The 18870-nt window shown below is 66.9% G+C and carries 24 protein-coding genes and 2 pseudogenes; 16 read left to right on the plus strand and 10 right to left on the minus strand.

Translation table 11 applies throughout. The annotated features are described in order from the left end of the window. Positions 1 to 245 precede the first annotated feature (245 nt). The 5 genes and pseudogenes from AC3WTE_RS31630 to istB all read left to right on the plus strand — a co-directional run bounded on the left by AC3WTE_RS31630 (position 246) and on the right by istB (position 3985). Positions 246 to 740, plus strand: coding sequence for a hypothetical protein (locus tag AC3WTE_RS31630; protein ID WP_492443512.1), 495 nt, complete (start codon positions 246 to 248; stop codon positions 738 to 740). 38 nt (positions 741 to 778) lie between these two features. Next, on the plus strand, positions 779 to 1039 hold the full coding sequence (locus AC3WTE_RS31635; protein WP_492443514.1) for a hypothetical protein: 261 nt from the start codon (positions 779 to 781) through the stop codon (positions 1037 to 1039). A gap of 11 nt (positions 1040 to 1050) precedes the next feature. Then, entirely contained in the window at positions 1051 to 1425 is a 375-nt protein-coding gene (locus tag AC3WTE_RS31640) for a hypothetical protein (RefSeq protein ID WP_492443515.1), read from the plus strand. A 126-nt stretch (positions 1426 to 1551) separates the two neighbouring features. After that, positions 1552 to 3167, plus strand: a pseudogene (gene istA / locus AC3WTE_RS31645) (IS21 family transposase). Beyond that, a complete protein-coding gene (gene istB / locus AC3WTE_RS31650) occupies positions 3164 to 3985 on the plus strand; it encodes an IS21-like element helper ATPase IstB (protein ID WP_492443517.1) in 822 nt (273 codons plus the stop codon). The pseudogene istA and the gene istB overlap by 4 nt, the downstream one beginning before the upstream one ends. A gap of 831 nt (positions 3986 to 4816) precedes the next feature. On the opposite strand, the gene AC3WTE_RS31655 is transcribed toward istB, so the two are convergent. From AC3WTE_RS31655 to AC3WTE_RS31685, 7 genes are all read right to left on the minus strand, one after another. Continuing rightward, the gene (locus AC3WTE_RS31655) at positions 4817 to 5350 is read right to left on the minus strand and encodes a TetR/AcrR family transcriptional regulator (protein WP_492443519.1); all 534 of its coding nucleotides are present in this window, start codon (positions 5348 to 5350) and stop codon (positions 4817 to 4819) included. A gap of 56 nt (positions 5351 to 5406) precedes the next feature. Then, entirely contained in the window at positions 5407 to 5802 is a 396-nt protein-coding gene (locus tag AC3WTE_RS31660; protein WP_492443521.1) for a cupredoxin domain-containing protein, read from the minus strand. Between the two features lie 338 nt (positions 5803 to 6140). Continuing rightward, positions 6141 to 7382 (minus strand): NAD(P)/FAD-dependent oxidoreductase, encoded by a 1242-nt coding sequence (locus AC3WTE_RS31665; protein WP_492443523.1) that lies wholly within the window; start codon positions 7380 to 7382, stop codon positions 6141 to 6143. Next, positions 7379 to 7639: a ferredoxin gene (locus AC3WTE_RS31670; protein WP_492443524.1), complete on the minus strand. Its 261-nt coding sequence runs from the start codon at positions 7637 to 7639 to the stop codon at positions 7379 to 7381. The genes AC3WTE_RS31665 and AC3WTE_RS31670 overlap by 4 nt, the downstream gene beginning before the upstream one ends. Positions 7640 to 7642: 3 nt before the next feature. After that, positions 7643 to 8272, minus strand: coding sequence for a ferric reductase-like transmembrane domain-containing protein (locus AC3WTE_RS31675; RefSeq protein WP_492443526.1), 630 nt, complete (start codon positions 8270 to 8272; stop codon positions 7643 to 7645). A gap of 233 nt (positions 8273 to 8505) precedes the next feature. Continuing rightward, positions 8506 to 9171, minus strand: coding sequence for an MspA family porin (locus AC3WTE_RS31680; protein WP_492443528.1), 666 nt, complete (start codon positions 9169 to 9171; stop codon positions 8506 to 8508). Positions 9172 to 9234: 63 nt separating this feature from the next. After that, the gene (locus AC3WTE_RS31685) at positions 9235 to 9903 is read right to left on the minus strand and encodes an MspA family porin (protein WP_492443529.1); all 669 of its coding nucleotides are present in this window, start codon (positions 9901 to 9903) and stop codon (positions 9235 to 9237) included. A 244-nt stretch (positions 9904 to 10147) separates the two neighbouring features. On the opposite strand from AC3WTE_RS31685, the gene AC3WTE_RS31690 reads away from it, so the two are divergent. From AC3WTE_RS31690 to AC3WTE_RS31740, 11 genes and pseudogenes are all read left to right on the plus strand, one after another. Next, complete coding sequence (locus tag AC3WTE_RS31690; protein WP_492443530.1) at positions 10148 to 10405, plus strand: BlaI/MecI/CopY family transcriptional regulator; 258 nt, start codon at positions 10148 to 10150, stop codon at positions 10403 to 10405. Continuing rightward, positions 10405 to 10539 (plus strand): hypothetical protein, encoded by a 135-nt coding sequence (locus tag AC3WTE_RS31695; RefSeq protein ID WP_492443532.1) that lies wholly within the window; start codon positions 10405 to 10407, stop codon positions 10537 to 10539. Before AC3WTE_RS31690 ends, AC3WTE_RS31695 begins: the two co-directional genes overlap by 1 nt. Continuing rightward, on the plus strand, positions 10536 to 11429 hold the full coding sequence (locus AC3WTE_RS31700) for a M48 family metalloprotease (RefSeq protein ID WP_492443534.1): 894 nt from the start codon (positions 10536 to 10538) through the stop codon (positions 11427 to 11429). The genes AC3WTE_RS31695 and AC3WTE_RS31700 overlap by 4 nt, the downstream gene beginning before the upstream one ends. Then, on the plus strand, positions 11426 to 12718 hold the full coding sequence (locus tag AC3WTE_RS31705; protein ID WP_492443536.1) for an MFS transporter: 1293 nt from the start codon (positions 11426 to 11428) through the stop codon (positions 12716 to 12718). The genes AC3WTE_RS31700 and AC3WTE_RS31705 overlap by 4 nt, the downstream gene beginning before the upstream one ends. Before the next feature lie 142 nt (positions 12719 to 12860). Next, positions 12861 to 13397: a DUF3558 domain-containing protein gene (locus AC3WTE_RS31710; RefSeq protein ID WP_492443538.1), complete on the plus strand. Its 537-nt coding sequence runs from the start codon at positions 12861 to 12863 to the stop codon at positions 13395 to 13397. After that, the gene (locus AC3WTE_RS31715; protein WP_492443539.1) at positions 13394 to 13558 is read left to right on the plus strand and encodes a hypothetical protein; all 165 of its coding nucleotides are present in this window, start codon (positions 13394 to 13396) and stop codon (positions 13556 to 13558) included. Before AC3WTE_RS31710 ends, AC3WTE_RS31715 begins: the two co-directional genes overlap by 4 nt. Continuing rightward, the gene (locus tag AC3WTE_RS31720; RefSeq protein WP_492443541.1) at positions 13555 to 13983 is read left to right on the plus strand and encodes a YkvA family protein; all 429 of its coding nucleotides are present in this window, start codon (positions 13555 to 13557) and stop codon (positions 13981 to 13983) included. The genes AC3WTE_RS31715 and AC3WTE_RS31720 overlap by 4 nt, the downstream gene beginning before the upstream one ends. A gap of 505 nt (positions 13984 to 14488) precedes the next feature. Further along, positions 14489 to 14806, plus strand: a complete 318-nt coding sequence (locus AC3WTE_RS31725; RefSeq protein WP_492443543.1) for a hypothetical protein — start codon at positions 14489 to 14491, stop codon at positions 14804 to 14806. 368 nt (positions 14807 to 15174) lie between these two features. Continuing rightward, positions 15175 to 15594: a BlaI/MecI/CopY family transcriptional regulator gene (locus AC3WTE_RS31730; protein ID WP_492443544.1), complete on the plus strand. Its 420-nt coding sequence runs from the start codon at positions 15175 to 15177 to the stop codon at positions 15592 to 15594. A 2-nt stretch (positions 15595 to 15596) separates the two neighbouring features. Continuing rightward, the gene (locus tag AC3WTE_RS31735) at positions 15597 to 16478 is read left to right on the plus strand and encodes a M56 family metallopeptidase (protein WP_492443546.1); all 882 of its coding nucleotides are present in this window, start codon (positions 15597 to 15599) and stop codon (positions 16476 to 16478) included. A 119-nt stretch (positions 16479 to 16597) separates the two neighbouring features. Further along, positions 16598 to 17255, plus strand: a pseudogene (locus tag AC3WTE_RS31740) (MFS transporter); the annotation flags it as partial. 406 nt (positions 17256 to 17661) lie between these two features. Here AC3WTE_RS31740 and AC3WTE_RS31745 read toward each other — a convergent pair. The 3 genes from AC3WTE_RS31745 to AC3WTE_RS31755 are packed head-to-tail and all read right to left on the minus strand — an operon-like array spanning position 17662 to position 18764. After that, on the minus strand, positions 17662 to 18195 hold the full coding sequence (locus AC3WTE_RS31745; protein ID WP_492443547.1) for a hypothetical protein: 534 nt from the start codon (positions 18193 to 18195) through the stop codon (positions 17662 to 17664). A 4-nt stretch (positions 18196 to 18199) separates the two neighbouring features. Next, entirely contained in the window at positions 18200 to 18487 is a 288-nt protein-coding gene (locus AC3WTE_RS31750) for a hypothetical protein (RefSeq protein ID WP_492443548.1), read from the minus strand. 10 nt (positions 18488 to 18497) lie between these two features. Then, positions 18498 to 18764, minus strand: coding sequence for a hypothetical protein (locus tag AC3WTE_RS31755; RefSeq protein ID WP_492443550.1), 267 nt, complete (start codon positions 18762 to 18764; stop codon positions 18498 to 18500). Between the last annotated feature and the right edge of the window lie 106 nt (positions 18765 to 18870).

Genomic DNA, 18870 nt, shown 5'->3' on the forward strand with positions numbered 1-18870 from the left:
ACAGTAGGACGTCCCGACAAACCTTGCAAAACCCAGCAACCGCGGAGCCAGACTGCGATGTTCAATGGGATCGGACAGCTGGCGGAGGGTGCGGTGGCTGGCGCGTGAGGTGGGTGACGGTGTGGTGAGGGTGACGACGGTGACGCGGCAGGAAGGCGGCAGGAAGCGGGTCAGAAAAGTGGTGGACGACGAATGTGGCTGTGGTGGTGGCCCGGTCGGCCCGAACGCTTCTAGGGTCCACGACCATGACGGCAGCGAGAACATCCAAGGCGGAGGCCCGGCGCCGGGCCGTGGAAGCGGCGCGGCGCGCCAACGAGGAGCACGCGGCGCGGGAGAAGGCGAACCTCAAGGACGCGACGATCCTGCTGCACGCCATCGACAAGCTCGACGCAATCGGCGAGTGGAAGAAGGAGCGGCGCGCGGAGCTGCGCGCGCAGGCCGACGCGCAGCTGGAGCGCGAAGAATCCAAACGGGTGGGCGACGAACGCGAAGCAGCGGGCGCGGCGATCGAACGGATGCGTGAGCGGGGTGAGACGCTGACGACGATCGCGACCAAACACGACCTCGGGATCGGAATCGTTCGCGCGATGGCACGGCACGCGCCCAAAGCGGGAAATCCGGTATCGCGGAACGGTTCGCATGCACTAGGTCCTGATGTCCCTGGAACGGGCGACGCGTCGGCGGGTGGGGCGGTCGAACCCGATGCGGGGGAACCGCCGGCCGCAGCGGCCTCCGCGTGACAATTTCCCGGCCGCGTGGAGGGCATGCGCGGCAGACCGTGGACCCGACAACGGGCGCGCGTTCAGCGCTGTCCTGGGGCGTCGCGCAGCAGCGCGCCAGCTCGGGCCGTCGCGGTGACGCTGCGGCGGTGCGAACATCCCGCGCTGCCGGGTGCCCGCTGGGCTCGCTGACTGATCGGTCGCTGCGCCACGGTGGCGCGGCCATGGTCGTGTCATCACCGGCGCGGTCTGTTGGTGCGCGCAGCGAGCTGCGGCGGCCGATGGCGCGGGCCGCGGTGAACGTCGGTGTCGGCGGTTAGGTTCACCGGTCATGAGGAGTGCGGGGGAGCTGATCGTGGATCGGCGGGTGCACGCCTCGGAGATCGCGCGCTTCCACCGGCATGTGGTGTGCGGTCCCACGGTGTCGGACTGCGACATCTGGACGGGTGCCATCGGCGCCGATGGCTACGGCCGGTTTTACCTCACCCGAGCGGGGTCGGGGCTGTGCGTGCGGCCGCACCGCTACGCGTTGGCGATCGTGTCCGGTGTGGTGCCCGCCGGTGTGCTCGGTCTGCACGAATGCGACAACCCGGTGTGCGTCAAGGTCGCTGATGCGACAGAGCCCCACCAGCACGTCGTGTCGGGGTCCCAGGGCGACAACATGGAGCGCATGGCGCGGATGCGTGGTTCTGCTCGCGAACCTTGACGTCAGTTGATCGCGAACGTCGTCAGCACCGAGATGTTGCACGAAGTTCGTGTTCGCGAAATTTGACGTCAGCTTGGGGGTTGCGCTTCGACGGGAGGCTGTGTTGCAGCGTCGAGGGAGCCAGGGATGCCGGTCGCGTCGCGGGTGGAGTTGTATGCCGCGATCCGTCGCGATGCCCGAGCGGGCATGTCGGGCCGCGAAATCGAACGCACCCACGGTGTGGGGTATCGCACGGTTCGTGATGCTCTGGGCTCGGCGTGGCCGCAGCACCGCAAGGAGTACCCCCCGCGCCCGTCGAAGCTGGACCCGTTCAAAGCCTCCGTCGATGCGATCTTGCTCGCGGATCTGAAGGCGCCACGCAAGCAACGACACACGGTGACCCGGATTTATCAGCGGCTGCTCGATGAGCAGTCCATGACCGGGGTGTCCTATCCAGTGCTGCAACGCTACGTGAAGGAGCGCCGCGGCAGATCTTGGCCGAGACGGGCCGGGGCGCGGCGCAGGTGTTCATACCCCAAACGCACCGGCCGGGCGAGGAAGCCGAGGTTGACTTCGGCGACATCGCGATCCGGCTCCGGGGAGAACTTGTGACGTGTTACCTGTTCTGTTTCCGGATGTCATTCTCCGCGAAAAGCATTCATCGGGCGTCGTTGTCTGCGGGGCAGGAAGCGTTCTTCGAAGGCCACCTGCACGCACTAGCCGTTTTGGGCGGGGTGCCGACCGTTCGGGTGCGCTATGACAACTTGAAATCGGCGGTTGCCCAGGTTCTCGGATTCACCCGGGCGCGTGTGGAAACCGAAAGGTGGACCGCTTTCCGCTCGCACCTAGATCTGACGGCGTTCTATTGCCAGCCCGGCGTGGACGGCGCTCACGAGAAGGGTGGGGTGGAGGGCCAGATCGGCTGGTTCCGACGCAACCACCTGGTCCCAGTGGCGGAAGTCTCCTCGATCGCCGAGTTGAACGCGATGATCGACGCCTGGGACGCCGCCGACGACGCGCGCCGCATCGGGACCCGCCCCCACACGATCGGCGAGCATTTCGCGATGGAGCAACCGCTGCTCAAACCGTTGCCGGAGGAACCGTTCGAAACCGGACGATGGTTCACCCCGCGCGTGGACCGCTATGCGCAGGTCACGGTCCGCACCAACCGCTATAGCGTGCCGGTCCGGTTCATCGGACGCCAAGTCCGGGTGCTGCTGCACGCCTCGGAGTTGGTGGCCTACGACGGGCGAACCGAGATCGCCCGCCACGAACGGCTCCTCGCCAAGGGTGGTGCCCGCTTGGACTTGGACCACTATCTGGAGGGTCTCCTGCGCAAGCCAGGCGCGTTGCCCGGCGCGACCGCGTTGGATCAGGCTCGAGCCTCGGGCAAGTTCACTCCGGTGCACGATGCGTGGTGGGCCGCGGTTCGCAAGGCTCACGGAGACCGCGATGGCACCCGCGCCCTGATCGAGGTGCTATTGCTGCATCGGCACCTTCCGCACGACCAGCTCGTCGCTGGGTTGACCGCGGCGCTGCAAGCGGGCGCGTTGACCGCCGATGCGGTGGCGTTGGAAGCCCGCAAGATCGGCGATACCCGAACCAGCAACCCCGTGACACTCGATCACGATTCGCCGACTCCGATGCCGTCGTTGACCCAACGCCGCCTGGCCCAGGTGCCACCCGACAACCGCCCACTGCCCTCGGTCGCGATCTATGACCAGCTACTGAATCGGACCACCGCCCAGAAAGGCACCTCATGAGCACCACGACCGTTGCAGCGACCGCGACGACCCGACGTCGACACGGCTTGACCGAGCAGGCCGCGGACGCCGCGGTGGATCAGGCGTGCCGGATGCTGCGTTTGCCCACGATCCGCGGGCAGTTCGAGGAGATCGCCGACGCCGCTGCCCGCGAGCAGATGTCCTATCGGGGATTCCTGGCCGAGTTGTTGATGGCCGAATGCGACGACCGAGCCCGGCGGCGATCCGAACGTCGCATCCGGGCTGCCGGTTTCCCGCGGGAGAAATCGGTGCGCAGCTTCGACTTCGACGCCAATCCCAATGTCGATCCGGCCACGATTCACACCCTCGCCAACTGTGACTGGGTGAAGAAGGGCTCCCCGCTGTGTTTGATCGGTGACTCCGGCACCGGCAAGAGTCACCTGCTGATAGCGCTGGGCACCGAAGCAGCGATGCGCGGATACCGGGTGAAGTACACGTTGGCGACCAAGCTGGTCAACGAGCTGGTCGAGGCCGCCGACGACAAGCAGCTCACCAAGACCATCGCCCGCTACGGCCGGGTCGATCTGCTCTGCATCGATGAGCTTGGGTACATGGAACTCGACAAGCGCGGCGCCGAACTACTGTTCCAGGTCCTCACCGAGCGGGAGGAGAAGAACAGCGTCGCCATCGCCAGCAACGACAGCTACTCGGGCTGGACTCGCACCTTCACCGACCCGCGGCTGTGCGCGGCAATCGTGGACCGACTCACCTTCGGCGGCAACATCGTCGAAACCGGCACCGACTCCTACCGCCTCGCTCATACCAAGGCCTCTAAATCCGTCACCATGGCCCAATAGCCAAGTCCCAGAAGCCGATATATGGCGCGCCCGGCACCCAACTGCGCGTCGGACATCCGTTGAAAGGACACCGCCGTGCACCTCGAGTTCGAGCCCGATGACGAACCCGGTGACGAACCCGGTGACGACGCCGTGTTCGGCGTTCCACCCGGACAGATCACCGCTGAGCTACTTGAAATATGTGAGAAGTTCCTGCGCCAGGCCAGCCCTGGGTTTCGTCAAGAGCTTTGGCCCCACTGTCGTCATAGGATCGGGACCCACCGCATCCGTCGGTCGCAGCGGGGTGAGTCGAGGGCGACGGCACCGACGCGGATCGGTCCCTCTGACGTCACCTCTGGTGTGGGTCGGGTGAACCCGGCCACGAACCGGCTGTTGGGTGTGCCGTCGAGTCTCGTCATCTCGGTTCTGAGGGCGGGCATTCCGAGGGATTGAATGCGGACGCAGTGTTGGTGGCGCCATGGCCGTCGACCCGCTCGCCACTGGCTGGGCCTATGACCGCCTCGGCCCCGGTGTTGCTCGTGCTGCCCGTCCTGGCAATAGGGATCGCCGGGGCGTTGGTGGGGTGCCGCGGTTGGCATCCAGGAATCCGCGCTGCGGGCCGTGTCGCCGATCGCGTCACCCGGACCGTCGGGTCAGCGTCTACGAGCCTCTACGCCGCGGTCCTGGGCGTCGCCACCGCCGGCGGGGCACTGAGCGGGGATATCTCTCAAACACTCCGTCACCACACTGATCATCGTGGTCGCCGTGGTGCAGGTCCTGGCCCCTAGCGTTCCTTTCCCTCGGATGGACCCAACGTGTCCTGGCCAAGCCCGTCTAGAGTGGGTCATGCTGTCACGGCGTGCCCATCATGTTACGAAGCTGGTGGGCGATGGTTTCTTGGTCGGCGTTGCCGCCGATGAAGGCGGCATGAAATGCTATGCCGCACATCATCGCAACGAGTATTTCTACCTGTGACTGGGGAGGGGTGCTCGCGGCTAAGCCGCATGTGACCGCGTTGTTGATCGCAGCGTAGAAGAATTCACGAATAGTCCTCAATGGGTCGTGCTCGTCCTGGCGCAGTTCTGGATGGCGTCGCGAGGCCCAAATCGAGGTGAGTAGGAAAGTCGCTGCCGAACAGTCATCGGCATTGGTCACTGTGGCGATGAAGCAGCTGAACTGATCGATCAAGGTGTCGGACTGAAACGCCTTGTTCGCGGCGGCGACGACGACCTGATTGTTGTGCTCGACGAGGTGGCGATAGAGCAACTGTTTACTTGGGAAGTAGTGACTGATTGCAGGTCTGGTCAGTTCGGCGCGCACCGCGATGGCCTGGAAGGTGGCTGCGTCGTAGCCGAGGTCGTTGAAGACCTCGCGGGCCACCACCACGATGCGTTCCCGCGTTTGTTCCCCGCGTGTTGCGAAGGGTCGGCCTCGCGTCACGGCTACTTGGCGACCGTCACATCACCGGCCATGCCGGGATGGAGCCTGCAGGTGTATCGGATGGTGTCGGGTTCGTCGGTCGGGTAGGAGAAGGACTTGCCAGCAGGCACTTCCACGTCGAACTTGGCGCCGGCGGTGGCGGTCACGGTGTGGGTGACCGCGTCCCGATTGACCCAGGTGATCATCTGGCCCGTGCTGATCGTGATGTGATGTGGAATGAAGGTGTTGTCTTGGATGGTGATCGTCGCAGTCGACCCGGCCGGCGCGTTCGGCGTCCTAGACGAGGTGGATGGAGGCGCAGTCGACGCACGATCAGCGGGTTGCCCTCCGCCGCAACCGGCCGAGCCGATCAGGAGGCTGATGGCGATGGCAGCGGTTGCAGTTCGTGAGCGCGTCATGGGTGGGCCTTTCGAGTCGGGTCGGTACCGGTCTGCAATCCTTTGTACCACCATCACCTACATCATGTAGGAGTAACAGGATGACGTCTGGCGCGCCCAAAATCGGAGTCGATGCTCGCGGCCCGCGACCGGGAAGCCGACCCATCCGTGGCGGGAATGACCTTGAGCGGATCTCCCCTCAGAATGGATGATGACGCGGCGGCAGGTTGCGACGGGGTGGATCTCAGCGGCGTCACGTGCCGCCACAGGCGCTTGGGGCTGACACGGCCGCTGCGGGCCGCGGCCAACGAAGCGGTCGCGTCGACCGTCGCTGTGGCTGTGGGTGGCCCAAGGCGACATCAGCGGCGGGGTGAGGGGCCATCTTGGAGGTCGAGTGTATTCAGTGGCTGTCCGATGTGGTCGCGGTAGCGCATGAGTGTGCGGGGTGAGTCGAAGGCGACCGCGCCGACGAGGATCGGCCCGTCTGGTGCGGGTCGGGTGAATCCGGCGACGAACCGTGTGCTGTCGGGTGAGCCGGCCAGGACGGTCATGTTGGTACCTAGTGTGGGCATTCCGAGGGATTGGATGCGCACGCCGTGTTGGTGGGACCAGAACCGCGGAACCGGGGTGAACGGCGTTGCGGCGGTTGGGCCGGCGAGTAGCGCGGTGGCGGCGGCTTGGCCCATTTCGATGGCGTTGATCCAGTGTTCGACCCGCCGTGGTGTGGTGTCGAATCGCAGGTTTGGCCATCGGGCGATGTCCCCGGCGGCGACCACGGTGTCTCGGGGATTGCCCTGCGCATCTTGGACATGGCAGGTGGGAGTGCACAAGATGCCGTCGCTGAGGTCCAGGCCGGAGCCCACGAGCCAGTCGGTGCGGGGATGGGTGCCGATGCCGACGACGGCGGCGTCGGCGGTGATGGTCTCGCCGTTGTCGAGGTGTACCTGTACCCCGGCGGGTGTTTCGGTCCAGCCGTGCACACCCACGCCTAGACATAGCTGGACACCGGCGTGGCGGTGGATGTCGCCGGCGATGGCACCCAGTGCTGGTCCCAAGGAGCCGGCGAGCAGGGTCGGGCTGAGGTCGATGATCGTGGCGTGCAGCCCGCGGTTGCGGGCGGTGACCGCGATTTCGCAGCCGATGAATCCGCCCCCGACGATCGCGACGTGATCGGCTTTGGCCAGGGCGCGGTCAACGGCGTCGGCGTCGTCCTGGGTGCGCAGCATCCGCACGTGCGGCAGATGCACCGGCGCACCGGGGAGGTGGCGGGCTTCGACTCCGGTGGCGATGACCAGCCCGTCGAAGTCCATGTGCTCACCGCCGGGCAGGACGAGGCGTTGATCGTCGAGGTCGAGCCGCAGGTTCCGGATTCCCAGGCGCCAGGTGGCGTCGAGGTCGGTGTAGGTGCGCAGCGGCAGATCGCGTCGCGACACCTCGCCGGTGAGCAGGTCCTTGGACAGTGGCGTGCGGTTGTAGGGGTGGTGCGGTTCGTCGCCGATGATCACCAGCTGACCGGCGTAGCCCTGCTCGCGGAGCCGTTCGGCAGCCGACAGGCCGGCCAGCCCGGCGCCGGCGATGACGATCCGAGGAACCGCGGTCATGAGCGACGTTCGGTGAGGGTGATGGCCTGAGTGGGGCAGCACCGCGCTGCTTGGCGTACCGGATCGGTGTCGCCGTCACCGGGGCGGGTGGTGTAGCGCAGTCGTCCGTCAGCGTGCAGGCCGAACACGGTCGGGGCTTCCTGCACGCAGATCCCGTAGAGCCGGCAATGCGATTTGTCGACACTGACCGTCACCGGTGGTCGCGGGGCGGGATCGACGGTGGGGAACCGGGGGGCGGGGTGCTGGGGGGCGGGCATCTGCTAGGCCTCCTTGGGGGCGATGCGCAGACCGGCAGCGGTGGTGGCGGGCAGGATGCGCAGCACCCACAGCAGGACGCAGGCCGCGGCGAGCCCGATCACGGCTTCCCCGATCAGGCCCAGGGATTGGACTTCGGCGGAGGTGGTGATGGTGTGGGCCAGCGACAGCGCGAACGCGGCGTAGGCCAGGTAGTGCAGCAGATGCCAGCGCCGGTAGCCCAGGCGGCGTTGCAGCACGATCGACACCGCGATGGCCACCGCCAACTCCAGGCCGACGATGCCCAGCCCGACCTCCAACTCGCCGCCGGACACGAACGGGATCACGGCGTTGAGCGCGGTGAAGTGTTCCCCGGTTTGGAAGACGTAGGACACCGCGTGCAGGATTCCGAAGGTCAGGGTGCTCACCGCGAGCACCATGTGCGTGTTGGTCAATGCGGGGCGGCTGATCTGGCGCCGCGCCCATCCGGTGGTGGTCAGGATGCCGAAGCACACCGTGACCGCCATCATCCCATAGCACAGGTAGCCGGCGATCGTTGCGATGTGCCGGATACCCTGGTCATAGGGGGTGTAGTCGCCTTCGGCCACCAGTCGTGCGCTGTGTGTTAGCGCGATGTGCGTCGTCCACGGCAGCATCGTCGTCTCCTAGCCGTTCGTCATCGTCGAGGGGTTGTCCTACATCAGGTAAGAGTCTTACATGATGCCGGTGTCGGCGCCCGATGCCGTCACCGAAGGCCAGGGCAGGGCGTCCACGTGAGGTGGCGGCGATCGGTGCCAGCAGCATCGATGATCGATTCGTGATGTGGCCGACGCGTGACATTCGCCCCGACGGCATCGGCCAGTCGATCATCCGGTCATGCGGTTTGACGTCAGCCGAGGCTGAACGGTTGACCATAGACGGTGATGTACGCCGCGTCGGTGTCGTTGTAGATTTCGACTTGCGCGAACGAACGGGCTTGGGCGTATCCGGCGCAACCGGTCAGCCCGATGGTCGAGTCTGACCAAGTCAGGGACGGATTGTCGGACTTGTGGAACTCGGTGTAGTTGTAGTGCCGTTCGTTGCCGTAATCATCGGGATGTTCGATGTCGAGGATGTAGAAGGATTGCGCCTGACCCGGGCCAAGGGTCAGGTTGCCGCCGACCCCGTTGGCATTGATCTCCGGGGCGGTTGCGGCGAAGTCCGTGCTCGTTCCCACTGCGGCTGTCGGACCGCCGCTGCCAATGTTCACCTGACATCCCACGATGTACCCGGCGTAGACCCGTCCATCGGTGGGAACCGACAGGTTCAGGGTTGCCGTGCCCGATACCCAGGCGTTGCGGTGCACCGGGGTGTCCCCGAGTGAGGGATTGATGTTGGCCGACTCCCCGGTGATGGTCAATGTGGCGACGGTGCCGTCGCCCAGGGTCCGCACCGCTTGGCTGTCGGGCAACGGTACGACCGTGTCGGCGCGGGCAGTGCCGATCGACGACGAGGCGAGAACGATGTAGACAATGCTCGCGGCCAGCCGCAGCACGGCCTTACGAGTGACGATCATGGTGGTTCCCCTCAAGGGTGGGTTGCGTGTCAGCGAGCGGGACATGGGGTGAGTCAACGCGTGTTAGCCGAGGCTGAACGGCTGCCCGTAGAGGGAGGTCTTCGAGTAGTGGTTGCCGATGATCTCCACGACTGAGTAGGCGCGTGCCTGCGCAAAGCCGGCGCACCCCTGAACTTGTATTTCCATGTCCTGGTAGTCGACGAAGTACTTGCCCGGTTTGAGGATTGGGGTGTACTGCAACTGAACGAACACGACCTGTCCCGGCGTCAGGTTGATGTTGATCAACCCGCCCCCAGACAGGCCGTTGCGCAAGCTCACCCCACCCGACAGGCCCCCCGAGATCGCGTCGGGTGCGATGTTGACCTGACAACCGATGATGTAGCCGGTGTTGACTTGCGAGGAACCGTGAGTCGAGGAGTTGTTGGTTCCGGGGAGGTTGAGGGGCCCATTGTTGGGCCCGTTGACGCCCTCGGGGGTGGCGCTGACATCGGCGATCACTCGGCCCGAGACCATCGCCGTTCGGCCGGCACCGTTGTCGGCCAGTGAGGGCGAAACGGTGGCATGCTCATCGGTACGCGTCAGGACGACGTCGGGACCGACCTTCTGACCATCGGGCAACGAAACGAAGACGTCGGCGTTGGCCGGGCCCGCTAGACCGATCGCCACGGCCACACCCATCCCCAGGACGGCGCCACCCAGGCGGCGGGGCACAGTGCCGCAGTTCTTCCTCATCATTCCCCTTCAAGGTCCATGGCAGTCAAGGTCCATGCATGCTTGCAACTGCCGGGCGGTGGCGCGAACGAACGCCAGGTGTCGGCGCCACCAGGTAGCGCACATCGATGTCGTCCCCATCACTACCTACATCATGTAGGAGTCTTACACGATGTAATAGTCTTATGCAACGGCGGGCGAGAAGGTGATGAGGGAGCAACCCCGCCGCACCGGTGCAGTAGGCAAGATAATCGAGGTGATGGATGTGAAGAGCAAACCGTCGCATGTGCGGCGCGGGTCGGGGGCGTTGGAATCGGAGGTGCTTTCCGCACTATGGGCCGCGGAGACGCCGGTGACGGCCGCCCAGGTCCACGAGGCGTTGCAGGCGCCGGATCTGGCGTACAAGACCGTGCTGACGGTGGTGTCCCGGCTCTTCGACAAGGGGCAGCTGGACCGGAAAAGGCCGGGCGCGCCTACGTCTACTGGCCCAAGAAGGGCCGCGCCGAGCACGCCGCCGGGCTGATGACCGCGGTGCTGGCCGGTGACGTCGACCGCCGTGCGGTGCTACTGGGATTCGTCAACGCCCTGGGCGCCGACGACGAGGCGGCGCTGCGGGCCGTGCTGGATCAGCGACCCGGAACCGGAGACGGTCGGTGATCTACACGGTGTATCTGCCGCTGATCGCGGTGCTGGTCTTGGCCGTTCTGACGCCCGCGGTCGGGCAGCGCCTGGCACCGCCGACGGCGACCCGGGTGCTGGCTGCCGTTGCCGCGCTGGCCGGCGTCGCCACGCTGGCCGCACTGGCGCTGTTGACCATCGGTGGACTGTTACGCGGGCTCGCCGTCGCCACCGCGCTCAGCCATCCCGAACGTGCCCATGCGGCGACGGCCGCGGATTCGGTGCCGTGGCCGCTCGGGGTGGCGACGCTGGTGCTCCTCGGCGTTGCGGGGGTCCGGGCCACGCGGGTGATCCTGGCCGAGCGGACAGCCCTGCGGGATCTACGCGCCGTGGTGGGCGGGCACGACGAGGAATTGCTGGTACTCACCGATCCGCGGCCGTATGCCTACGCAGTTCCCTGCGGGCCCGGCACCATCATCGTCTCCACGGCAATGCTCACCGCCCTCGACGCCGCGGAACGCCGGGCGATGCTGGCCCACGAGCGCACCCACCTGACCCATCACCACCACCGCTACCGGCTGATCGGGCGTCTGGCCGGCGCGATCAATCCCGCACTGGCCGTGCTGGATCGCCAGATCAGCTTCCAGATCGAACGGTGGGCCGACGAACACGCCGCCGTCACCACCAGCCGCCCGGCTGCGGCCCGCTCGCTGGCCCGCGCCGCCCTGGCCGCTCCGCCCCGGTCTCCCGGGGTGTTGGCCTACGCCCAACACGCGGTGACCGCCCGGGTCCGTGCCCTGAGCACTACACCGCGACCCGATCGGTGGGCCGGCGTGCTGCCCACCCTGGCGGTAACCCTGCTGGTGTTGATCTGCCTGGCCGATTCCGCTGCCGCCTGCTGGCGGCTAATCGAGATCCTGCACCGATGAGCCGAGCCGGTGAACCGGTAGACACCGACGTCCGCGCCGCCGGGCTGATGAGTCCGTGGCGGTTCGTCGTCGCGTTCGGCACCATCAGCCTGCTCGCCGACTTCGTCTACGAAGGCGCCCGCTCCATCACCGGTCCGCTGCTGGCCTCCCTCGGAGCCTCGGCCCTAGTGGTCGGGGTCGTCACCGGAATCGGGGAAGCCGCAGCCCTGCTGCTGCGGCTGGTCTCAGGCCCGCTGACCGACCGGACCCGGCACTTCTGGGCGTGGACCATCGCCGGATACGCCCTGACCATCATCACCGTTCCGGTGCTCGGGCTCACCGGAATCCTGTGGGTGGCGTGCGCCCTCGTGATCGCCGAACGGGTCGGCAAAGCCGTCCGCAGCCCCGCCAAGGACACCCTGCTGTCCTTCGCCACCGCCGCCACCGGGCGCGGGCGCGGATTCGCCGTGCACGAGGCCCTCGACCAGATCGGCGCCCTGATCGGCCCCCTGGTGGTGGCCGGCATGCTACTGGTGACCGGCGGGCGCTACGGGCCCGCGTTGGCTGTGCTGGCCGCACCGGGAGTCGCCGTCCTGGGCCTGCTGCTGTGGCTGCGGCTGCGCGTTCCCGAGCCGGCCATCTACGAAACTGCCACGGCAGCAACACAATCGGTTACCCAGACCGCCGACACTGCGACAAGCGATGCCGCGGCCGAAGCGCCACGACCGTCCACCACCCGGTGGTGGGCGGCGATGCCGCGCCAGTTCTGGATCTACTCCATCTTCACCGGAGCAACCATGGTGGGGTTCGCCACCTTCGGCGTGCTGTCCTTCCACATGGTCGCCCGCGGACTGATCCCGACCGCGGCGGTCCCCCTGATCTACGCCGCAGCCATGCTCACCGACGCCATCGCCGCCCTGGCCACCGGCTGGGCCTACGACCGCACCGGCCCCCGCGTGCTCATCATCCTGCCCATCCTGGCAATCGCCATCCCCGTCCTGGCATTCACCACCACCGCCTGGTGGGTGATCGCCGGCGCCCTGCTATGGGGCGCCGCCGTCGGCATCCAGGAATCCACGCTGCGCGCCGTCGTCGCCGACCTCGTCGCACCCGATCGCCGCGCCACCGCCTACGGCCTCTACGCCGCCGTCCTGGGGACAGCCACCGCCGGCGGCGGTGCCCTTACCGGATACCTCTACGAACACTCCATCCCCACCCTGATCACCACGGTGGCCATCATCCAGGTGCTGGCCGTTGCCTTCCTCACCGCCACCACCCGCCGCGAACGAATCGGACAAGGCCATGCCTAACACCCCCAGCGGCGCGCTCGATGAGCCGCGCACAGCTCACGCCCGCACGTTCCGGTCGCGACACCGAATGAACGGGTTACGTTCCAGACCAACAGTTTCGCCGGTTCGTCGGCATGCGGCGGTGCGCAGCGGGCGCTGCGGCTTGCCCAGATGCACACTGGGAGCGCTGGCCGTCGCGGCAACGCTGACGATCGCCGGTTGCTCCGGGAACTCGGGACCCAACGATCAGCCCGCGCCGTCGCCCGCGACACCGAACGCCACTCACGGACCGTTCTTCCCCGAATGCGGCGGCATCAGCGACCAAACGATCTCCAAGCTCACCCAGGTGCCCGGGCTGATCGTCACCGCCCGCAACTCGGTCGGCTGCCAATGGCTAGCCGGCGGGAGCATCCTGGGCCCCCACTTCTCGTTCAGCTGGTACCGGGGCAGCCCCATCGGCAGGGAACGCAAAACCGAGGAACTCTCCCGAACGAGCGTCGAGGACATCACCATCGACGGCCACGACGGCTGGATCGCCATCGGAACCGACCTCACCCTCGGCAACAATCTCTGCGAAATCGGCATCCAATTCGACGACGACTTCATCGAATGGTCCGTCAACTTCATCCAGAAACCCTTCCCCGACCCATGCGACGTCGCCAAGGAACTGACACACCAATCGATAGCGGCCGCGAAGTGACCAGATACGGCATCAACGGGCAGCCGACGGTCGCGGTGCTGACCAGTGCGCTGCCCGACGTCGCCCCGCGCGAGTCGCGGCCAATCCAGTCGCCAGCCCCCGGGGCCTCCACGCATTCCGCGAGGTTCCGCCCGATCGTCATCACCGCCGCGCACCCGTGACCGGCAGATGGTGGGCCGACCTGCTCATCGGCATCATCGGCGCGATGCTGCTGGCCTGGGTCATCCTGATTATCGCTCTGATCACCGTCCGACCACGCGGCGGGCTGCTGCACGAAACCTTGCGGCTACTACCCGACGTGCTGCGCCTTGTGCACCGACTCGCCACCGACAAATCCCTCCCGCGCGGAGTGCGGATCCGCCTGGCGCTGTTGATGATCTACCTGGCCTCCCCCATCGACCTCATCCCCGACTTCATTCCCATACTTGGCTACACGGACGACGCCATCATCGTCGCCGCCACTCTGCGCAGCGTGGTACGCCGCGCGGGCCTACCAGCAGTCCGGGCGCACTGGCCCGGCACCGATGACGGATTCACCGCACTGACCCGCATCACCGGAACCAGCGACCGTACCTCTACAACCTGACCAGCCACTGTGTGCTCGCTGTGGCGGATAGACACCGAACGCCGGGTCCGGTCGAGGTGGCACCCCCTGTCGCCCACGGTGTGTGATTGCGGCATCGCTACACGTCGGTCACGGAAAGTGAAGCCACGACGCATGGCCAAGTTTGCGCGTCATCGCTCCGGGCCTGGACAACTGCTGGACAGTGTCTGCGGCTGTCCGATGCGCGGTCCTTCATGACGCCGCCAGGTCGCATCCAACCCCTCGATGATTCCCACGCCATAGACCGCGCACTCGCCAACGCCGATCACGTCAAGACCCGGCCGATGCGCTGCCGCTGTTGGGCGTGCCGTCGTCGAGTCTGGCCATCGCGTATCCGCTGACCGGCTCAGGCCGGTGCCGCGACAGCCCTACCACGGGCGCGGGCGGTGAGGGCGACGGCACGCGCCCACCTACAAGTTGTAGGTCTATACACCTACATGTTGTAGGTGTAGGTTGATGGGACAGTAACGCCTCGAAAGGTACGCACATGAAGTATCACCTCACCACTACCTTTGCAGTAGCGGCGCTGGCCACCGTCGCGATAGCAGCAGCCGGCACCGCGTCGGCTGCGCCAATCAACCCGCAGGCCACGGACTCCGTGCAGAGCACGATCAGCAAACTGCAGACCGATGGTTACGACGTGGTTGTGATGAAGGTGGGCAGTGCGCCGCTGTCACAGTGCACCCTCATCGGGGTGCGAGGGGCCCACACCTTCGCCCGGACGGATCATGGTTTCCCTGGATATCAGACCCCGTCCATCCCTACCGTGGTGGATAGGATGATCTACGTCGACGCGCGGTGCTGAACCCCCAACCAACCCGCAGACATGGCCAGGGTCCCGGGGTTGACCCTCGAACGGGGAGACCCAAGTGATCGATTGGCCGCGTGTTGATCGTCAGATGATTCGAGGAAGGTGTCGCCCTGAATCGTGATGTGTTGACGCCGGGTGGCCCATTTCGATCGTTCGTCGCATCAGGAGCGGTTCTTCCGCTCACTTCCTTCCTGCAGCGTGCAGCAGATTGTGTCAACCCCAACCCATCCCTCACCGTGGTGACGTCATCGTCTAGACCTGGTCTGCTGAAGCGTGCGCCGCGCCAAGGTGGTGCGCGGGGGTTGACCCAGGCGCGCCTACCATTTGTAGGTGCAGGCGGGAGTTTGGGAGGAACGACGAAGATGCCACGCGGCAGGGAGCGAGACCGGCGGGGGCGCGGAGAACTCGAAAGTGAGGTTCTGGCCGCGTTGTGGGCGACCGAGTCGCCGTTGACGGCGGCCGAGGTGCAGCAGTGCCTCGATCACGACGTCGCTTACAACACGGTGCAAACCATCCTGACCCGGCTGCACGACAAGGGCCTGGTGTGGCGGGAGAAGTCCGGTCGCGCCCACGCGTACCGACCCACTCAGGGACGGGCCGAGCTAGCGGCGGAAATGATGCACCGTGTGCTGCACCGGGGTGTCGATCATCAAGCGGTGCTGCAACGCTTCCTGGACCGCCTCGACCCCGCGGACGACGCCGCGCTACGCCGACTCGTCTCCGAGACCCCGGTCGTTCCCCCGTCCCGACCGATCCCACCGAACCAACAACCCCAGGAGTGAGTGTGCGGATCAGCGTGTACCTGCCACTATTGGCGTCGTTGGCATTCGCGATCGGCGCACCCCTGCTGGTTCGCTACCTCGCCCCACCCTTGGCCACCCGCACTCTGACCGTCACCGCAGTGTTGTCGGCCGCCGCCAGCACCTGGGGCTTGACCCTACTGGCGGCGACCCTGCTGACCCACACCCCACCCGCCCAGGAACTTGGCACCGTCGTCGTCAACCCGGTCCCCGCTATGGTCGCCGCCGCCGCCGCGCTCACCGTGCTGTGGTGTCTGCACCGCGCGGTTCGTGTCGTTCAGGTACGACGCAACATCGAACGTGAGCTGCGGGCCGTCTGCGCGCTGTGCCAACCGCACGGCGAACTCGCCGTTCTCGTCGATGACACCCTCCACGCCTACGCCGTGCCCGGGCGCCCGGGTCGCATCCTGGTCAGCACGGGGCTGCTGCGCACTACCGATGCAGGCGATCGTCGCATCGTCTTGGCCCACGAGCGTGCCCACCTTGGCCATCGCCACCATCGCTACCGCGCGATTACCGACCTGGCCGCCGCGCTCAATCCGCTGCTGATACCAACCCGTACGGCCGTCGCGTATCTCGTGGAGCGGTGGGCCGACGAAGTCGCTGCGGCCACCGTCGGCAGCCGGCGCCGCACCGCCCGCGCATTGGCCCGGGTCGCCCTGTCCGCACCGCGCCGACCCATCGACGCACTCGGGTTTCACCGCCACGCAGTCACCGCCCGAGTCCAGGCACTGTACCGACCCGCGGGCCGCTCTGTGCATCTGATCGCCGTCGCATGGGCCGTAGCAGGGGTCCTTGCCGCGGTAGCGGCCAGCGACGCGACGCTCGCGTTCGGACGAATCCTCGCCCAGCTCACCGGGAGCTGACATGACGGGAGCGGGCCAATGCCAATGCCAATGCCAATGCTGATGTCGACGACCGCGGGGTCGCCGATGCGGGGGTTTCGGAGTTTAGATACGGCCGGACACCGGCATGCGGTGGGCGGCTACGCATCCGCGTCCCCCACCCCGCCACCTACGAACCCATCACTGCGCCAACGGAATCCGCACCCAAGGAACTAGATCGGCCGGTAACCCGGTGGTGGGCGGCGATGCCCCGACAGTTCTGGATCTACTCCGTCTTCACCGCCGCCACCATGCTCGGCTTCGCCACCTTCGGCGTGCTCTCCTTCCACATGGTCGCCCGCGGACTCCTGCCCACCGCAGCGGTCCCGCTGATCTACGCCGCAGCGATGGCCGTCGACGCGCTCGCCGCCCTGGCCACCGGCTGGGCGTACGACCGCACCGGCCCCCGCGTTCTGATCGTGCTGCCGATCCTGGCGATCGCCATCCCCGTGCTCGCATTCACCACCAACACGTGGTGGGTGATCGCCGGGGCCCTGTTGTGGGGAGCCGCGGTCGGCATCCAAGAATCCACGCCGGGCGGTGGTCGCCGACCTCGTCACCCCTGAGCGCCGGGCCAGCGCCTACGGCCTGTATGCCGCCGTCCTGGGAGTGGCCACCGCAGGCGGCGGTGCACTGACCGGATATCTCTACGAACACTCCATCACCACACTGATCGTCGTCGTGGCCACCGTGCAGGTCCTTGCTCTGGTGTTCCTCGCCGTGACCACCCTGCGCCGCCCAGCGCCGACCATCACCTGAACCCAGGCTCACGCCCATTCAGCTGACGTCAAATTTCGCGATCAGAAACGCGCAAATCAGTCAACGATGCCATCCAAATTCGCGATCAACTGCCGTCAGAATTCACGATCAAAGCCAGGATGCGGCGGGGCGGTGGCCGATATGCGCTGCGACGCTTCGACAGTCGTGGGGTGCGGCGTGAACGTTCGGTGGCGCTGCGCGAGGCCGTGCGCCACGGGTGGGATGCCGCTGCGGTGCAAGCCGCACTGCTGGGTGATCAGCCCACGCTGTGGTGAGACCACGACGGCCCGTCGCACGGTCGTCGACCGCAGCGCTGTGAACGGGGTTGGCGCGCGGTGTCGCATCGGCCGATGACGGGGCCAAAGGGTGCGCGTCGGCGCGCGTCGTGGGGTGTTGCCGGGGCCGCTTAGCCGCGCTGCAGGAGCGTCTCGTCGCGTGGCGGGGCCACGGTGGTGGCGTCGAACCACACGGGTACGGCCCCGATGCCGGCGGTGCGGGCCCAGCAGATGCGGTGCTGGCCGATCGTCTCGCGCTGGCCCTGGCCGTTGACGTACACGCGCAGTGAGTCGCTGTAGCTCAGAAGCGCCAGCGCCAGACGGCGATCGGCCGGGTCGAGCGACGCGAAGGACGGGTGCCTGCGTGCGGCGCTGGCGATGGTCGCGGTGTCGGCGCTGACGGGGAATGGCTCGAGGAAGGCCGTGACGGCGGGTAGTGCGATGGTCCAGTCTCCCGAGTGGACGTCGCAGCTGCGGCGGCGCACGGCGATGTCCTCGCGCGCGAACAGCGTGCGGTAGCCGTCCCGTCCGGGGTGGTGCCCGAGGGTGCGGATGGCAGCCTCCAGAGCGAGAGGGCAGTTGGACCGTGTGCCGTCCGGATGGGGCCGCTCTCCCATGGTGTGAGGGTGGGGCAGCTCGGCCACGCTGGTGAGGTAGTACGGCATGGGACTAGGACGCGAGGGCGTGCGCGGGGCCGACCGCGGCGAAGACGGCCCTGAGGTCACGGCGCGCGGCGAGCTCGGTGTAGGGCTCGATGGTGGCCACGCCGACGACGCGCGACTGTCCCTGGGCGAGTGAGATCAGTTCGTACGCCGCGTGGGCGGCGCTGAGCTGAGTGGGCCGGTGGTAGTAGTCGGACAACACCAGGTACGCGTGTAGGGCGGCCTGGGCGGCTTCTGGGGTGTCGTGTGGCGTGCTCACGTCGCGGCCGCCGTCGTCGATGGTCAGTGTGTACATGGGGGCTCCTTCAGTGAGTGTTGGTCGTGGGTGCGGCGGGGGTCTCGTCGCCGGGCGAGATGACGACGGTTGCAACCCGTTCCGCCCCGTGGCCGGCTCCGGACAGGACCGCGTACACGCCGTCGCCTTGGTCGACGATTCGGTCGTCGGGCTGTGCGGCTGCAATGTGGTCGCGAGCAGCGGCGTAGGCGCTTTCGGCGGTGGCGTGGTCGAACGACTCCCACAGCGGCATGGCGTCGGATTCGGCCGGTTCGGTGATGGTGGCGGTGTGAGTCATGGTGCGAGTCCCCGTCAGGCCGCGTGCGCGACTGGCGGACGGTCTATATTCGTGTGTGCTGTATTCGGCACTGTTCTCCTTCATTTCATCGGGCCTGCTGGCGTGC

The sequence above is a fragment of the Mycobacterium sp. FW102-FHT13B02 genome, assembly GCF_058790275.1.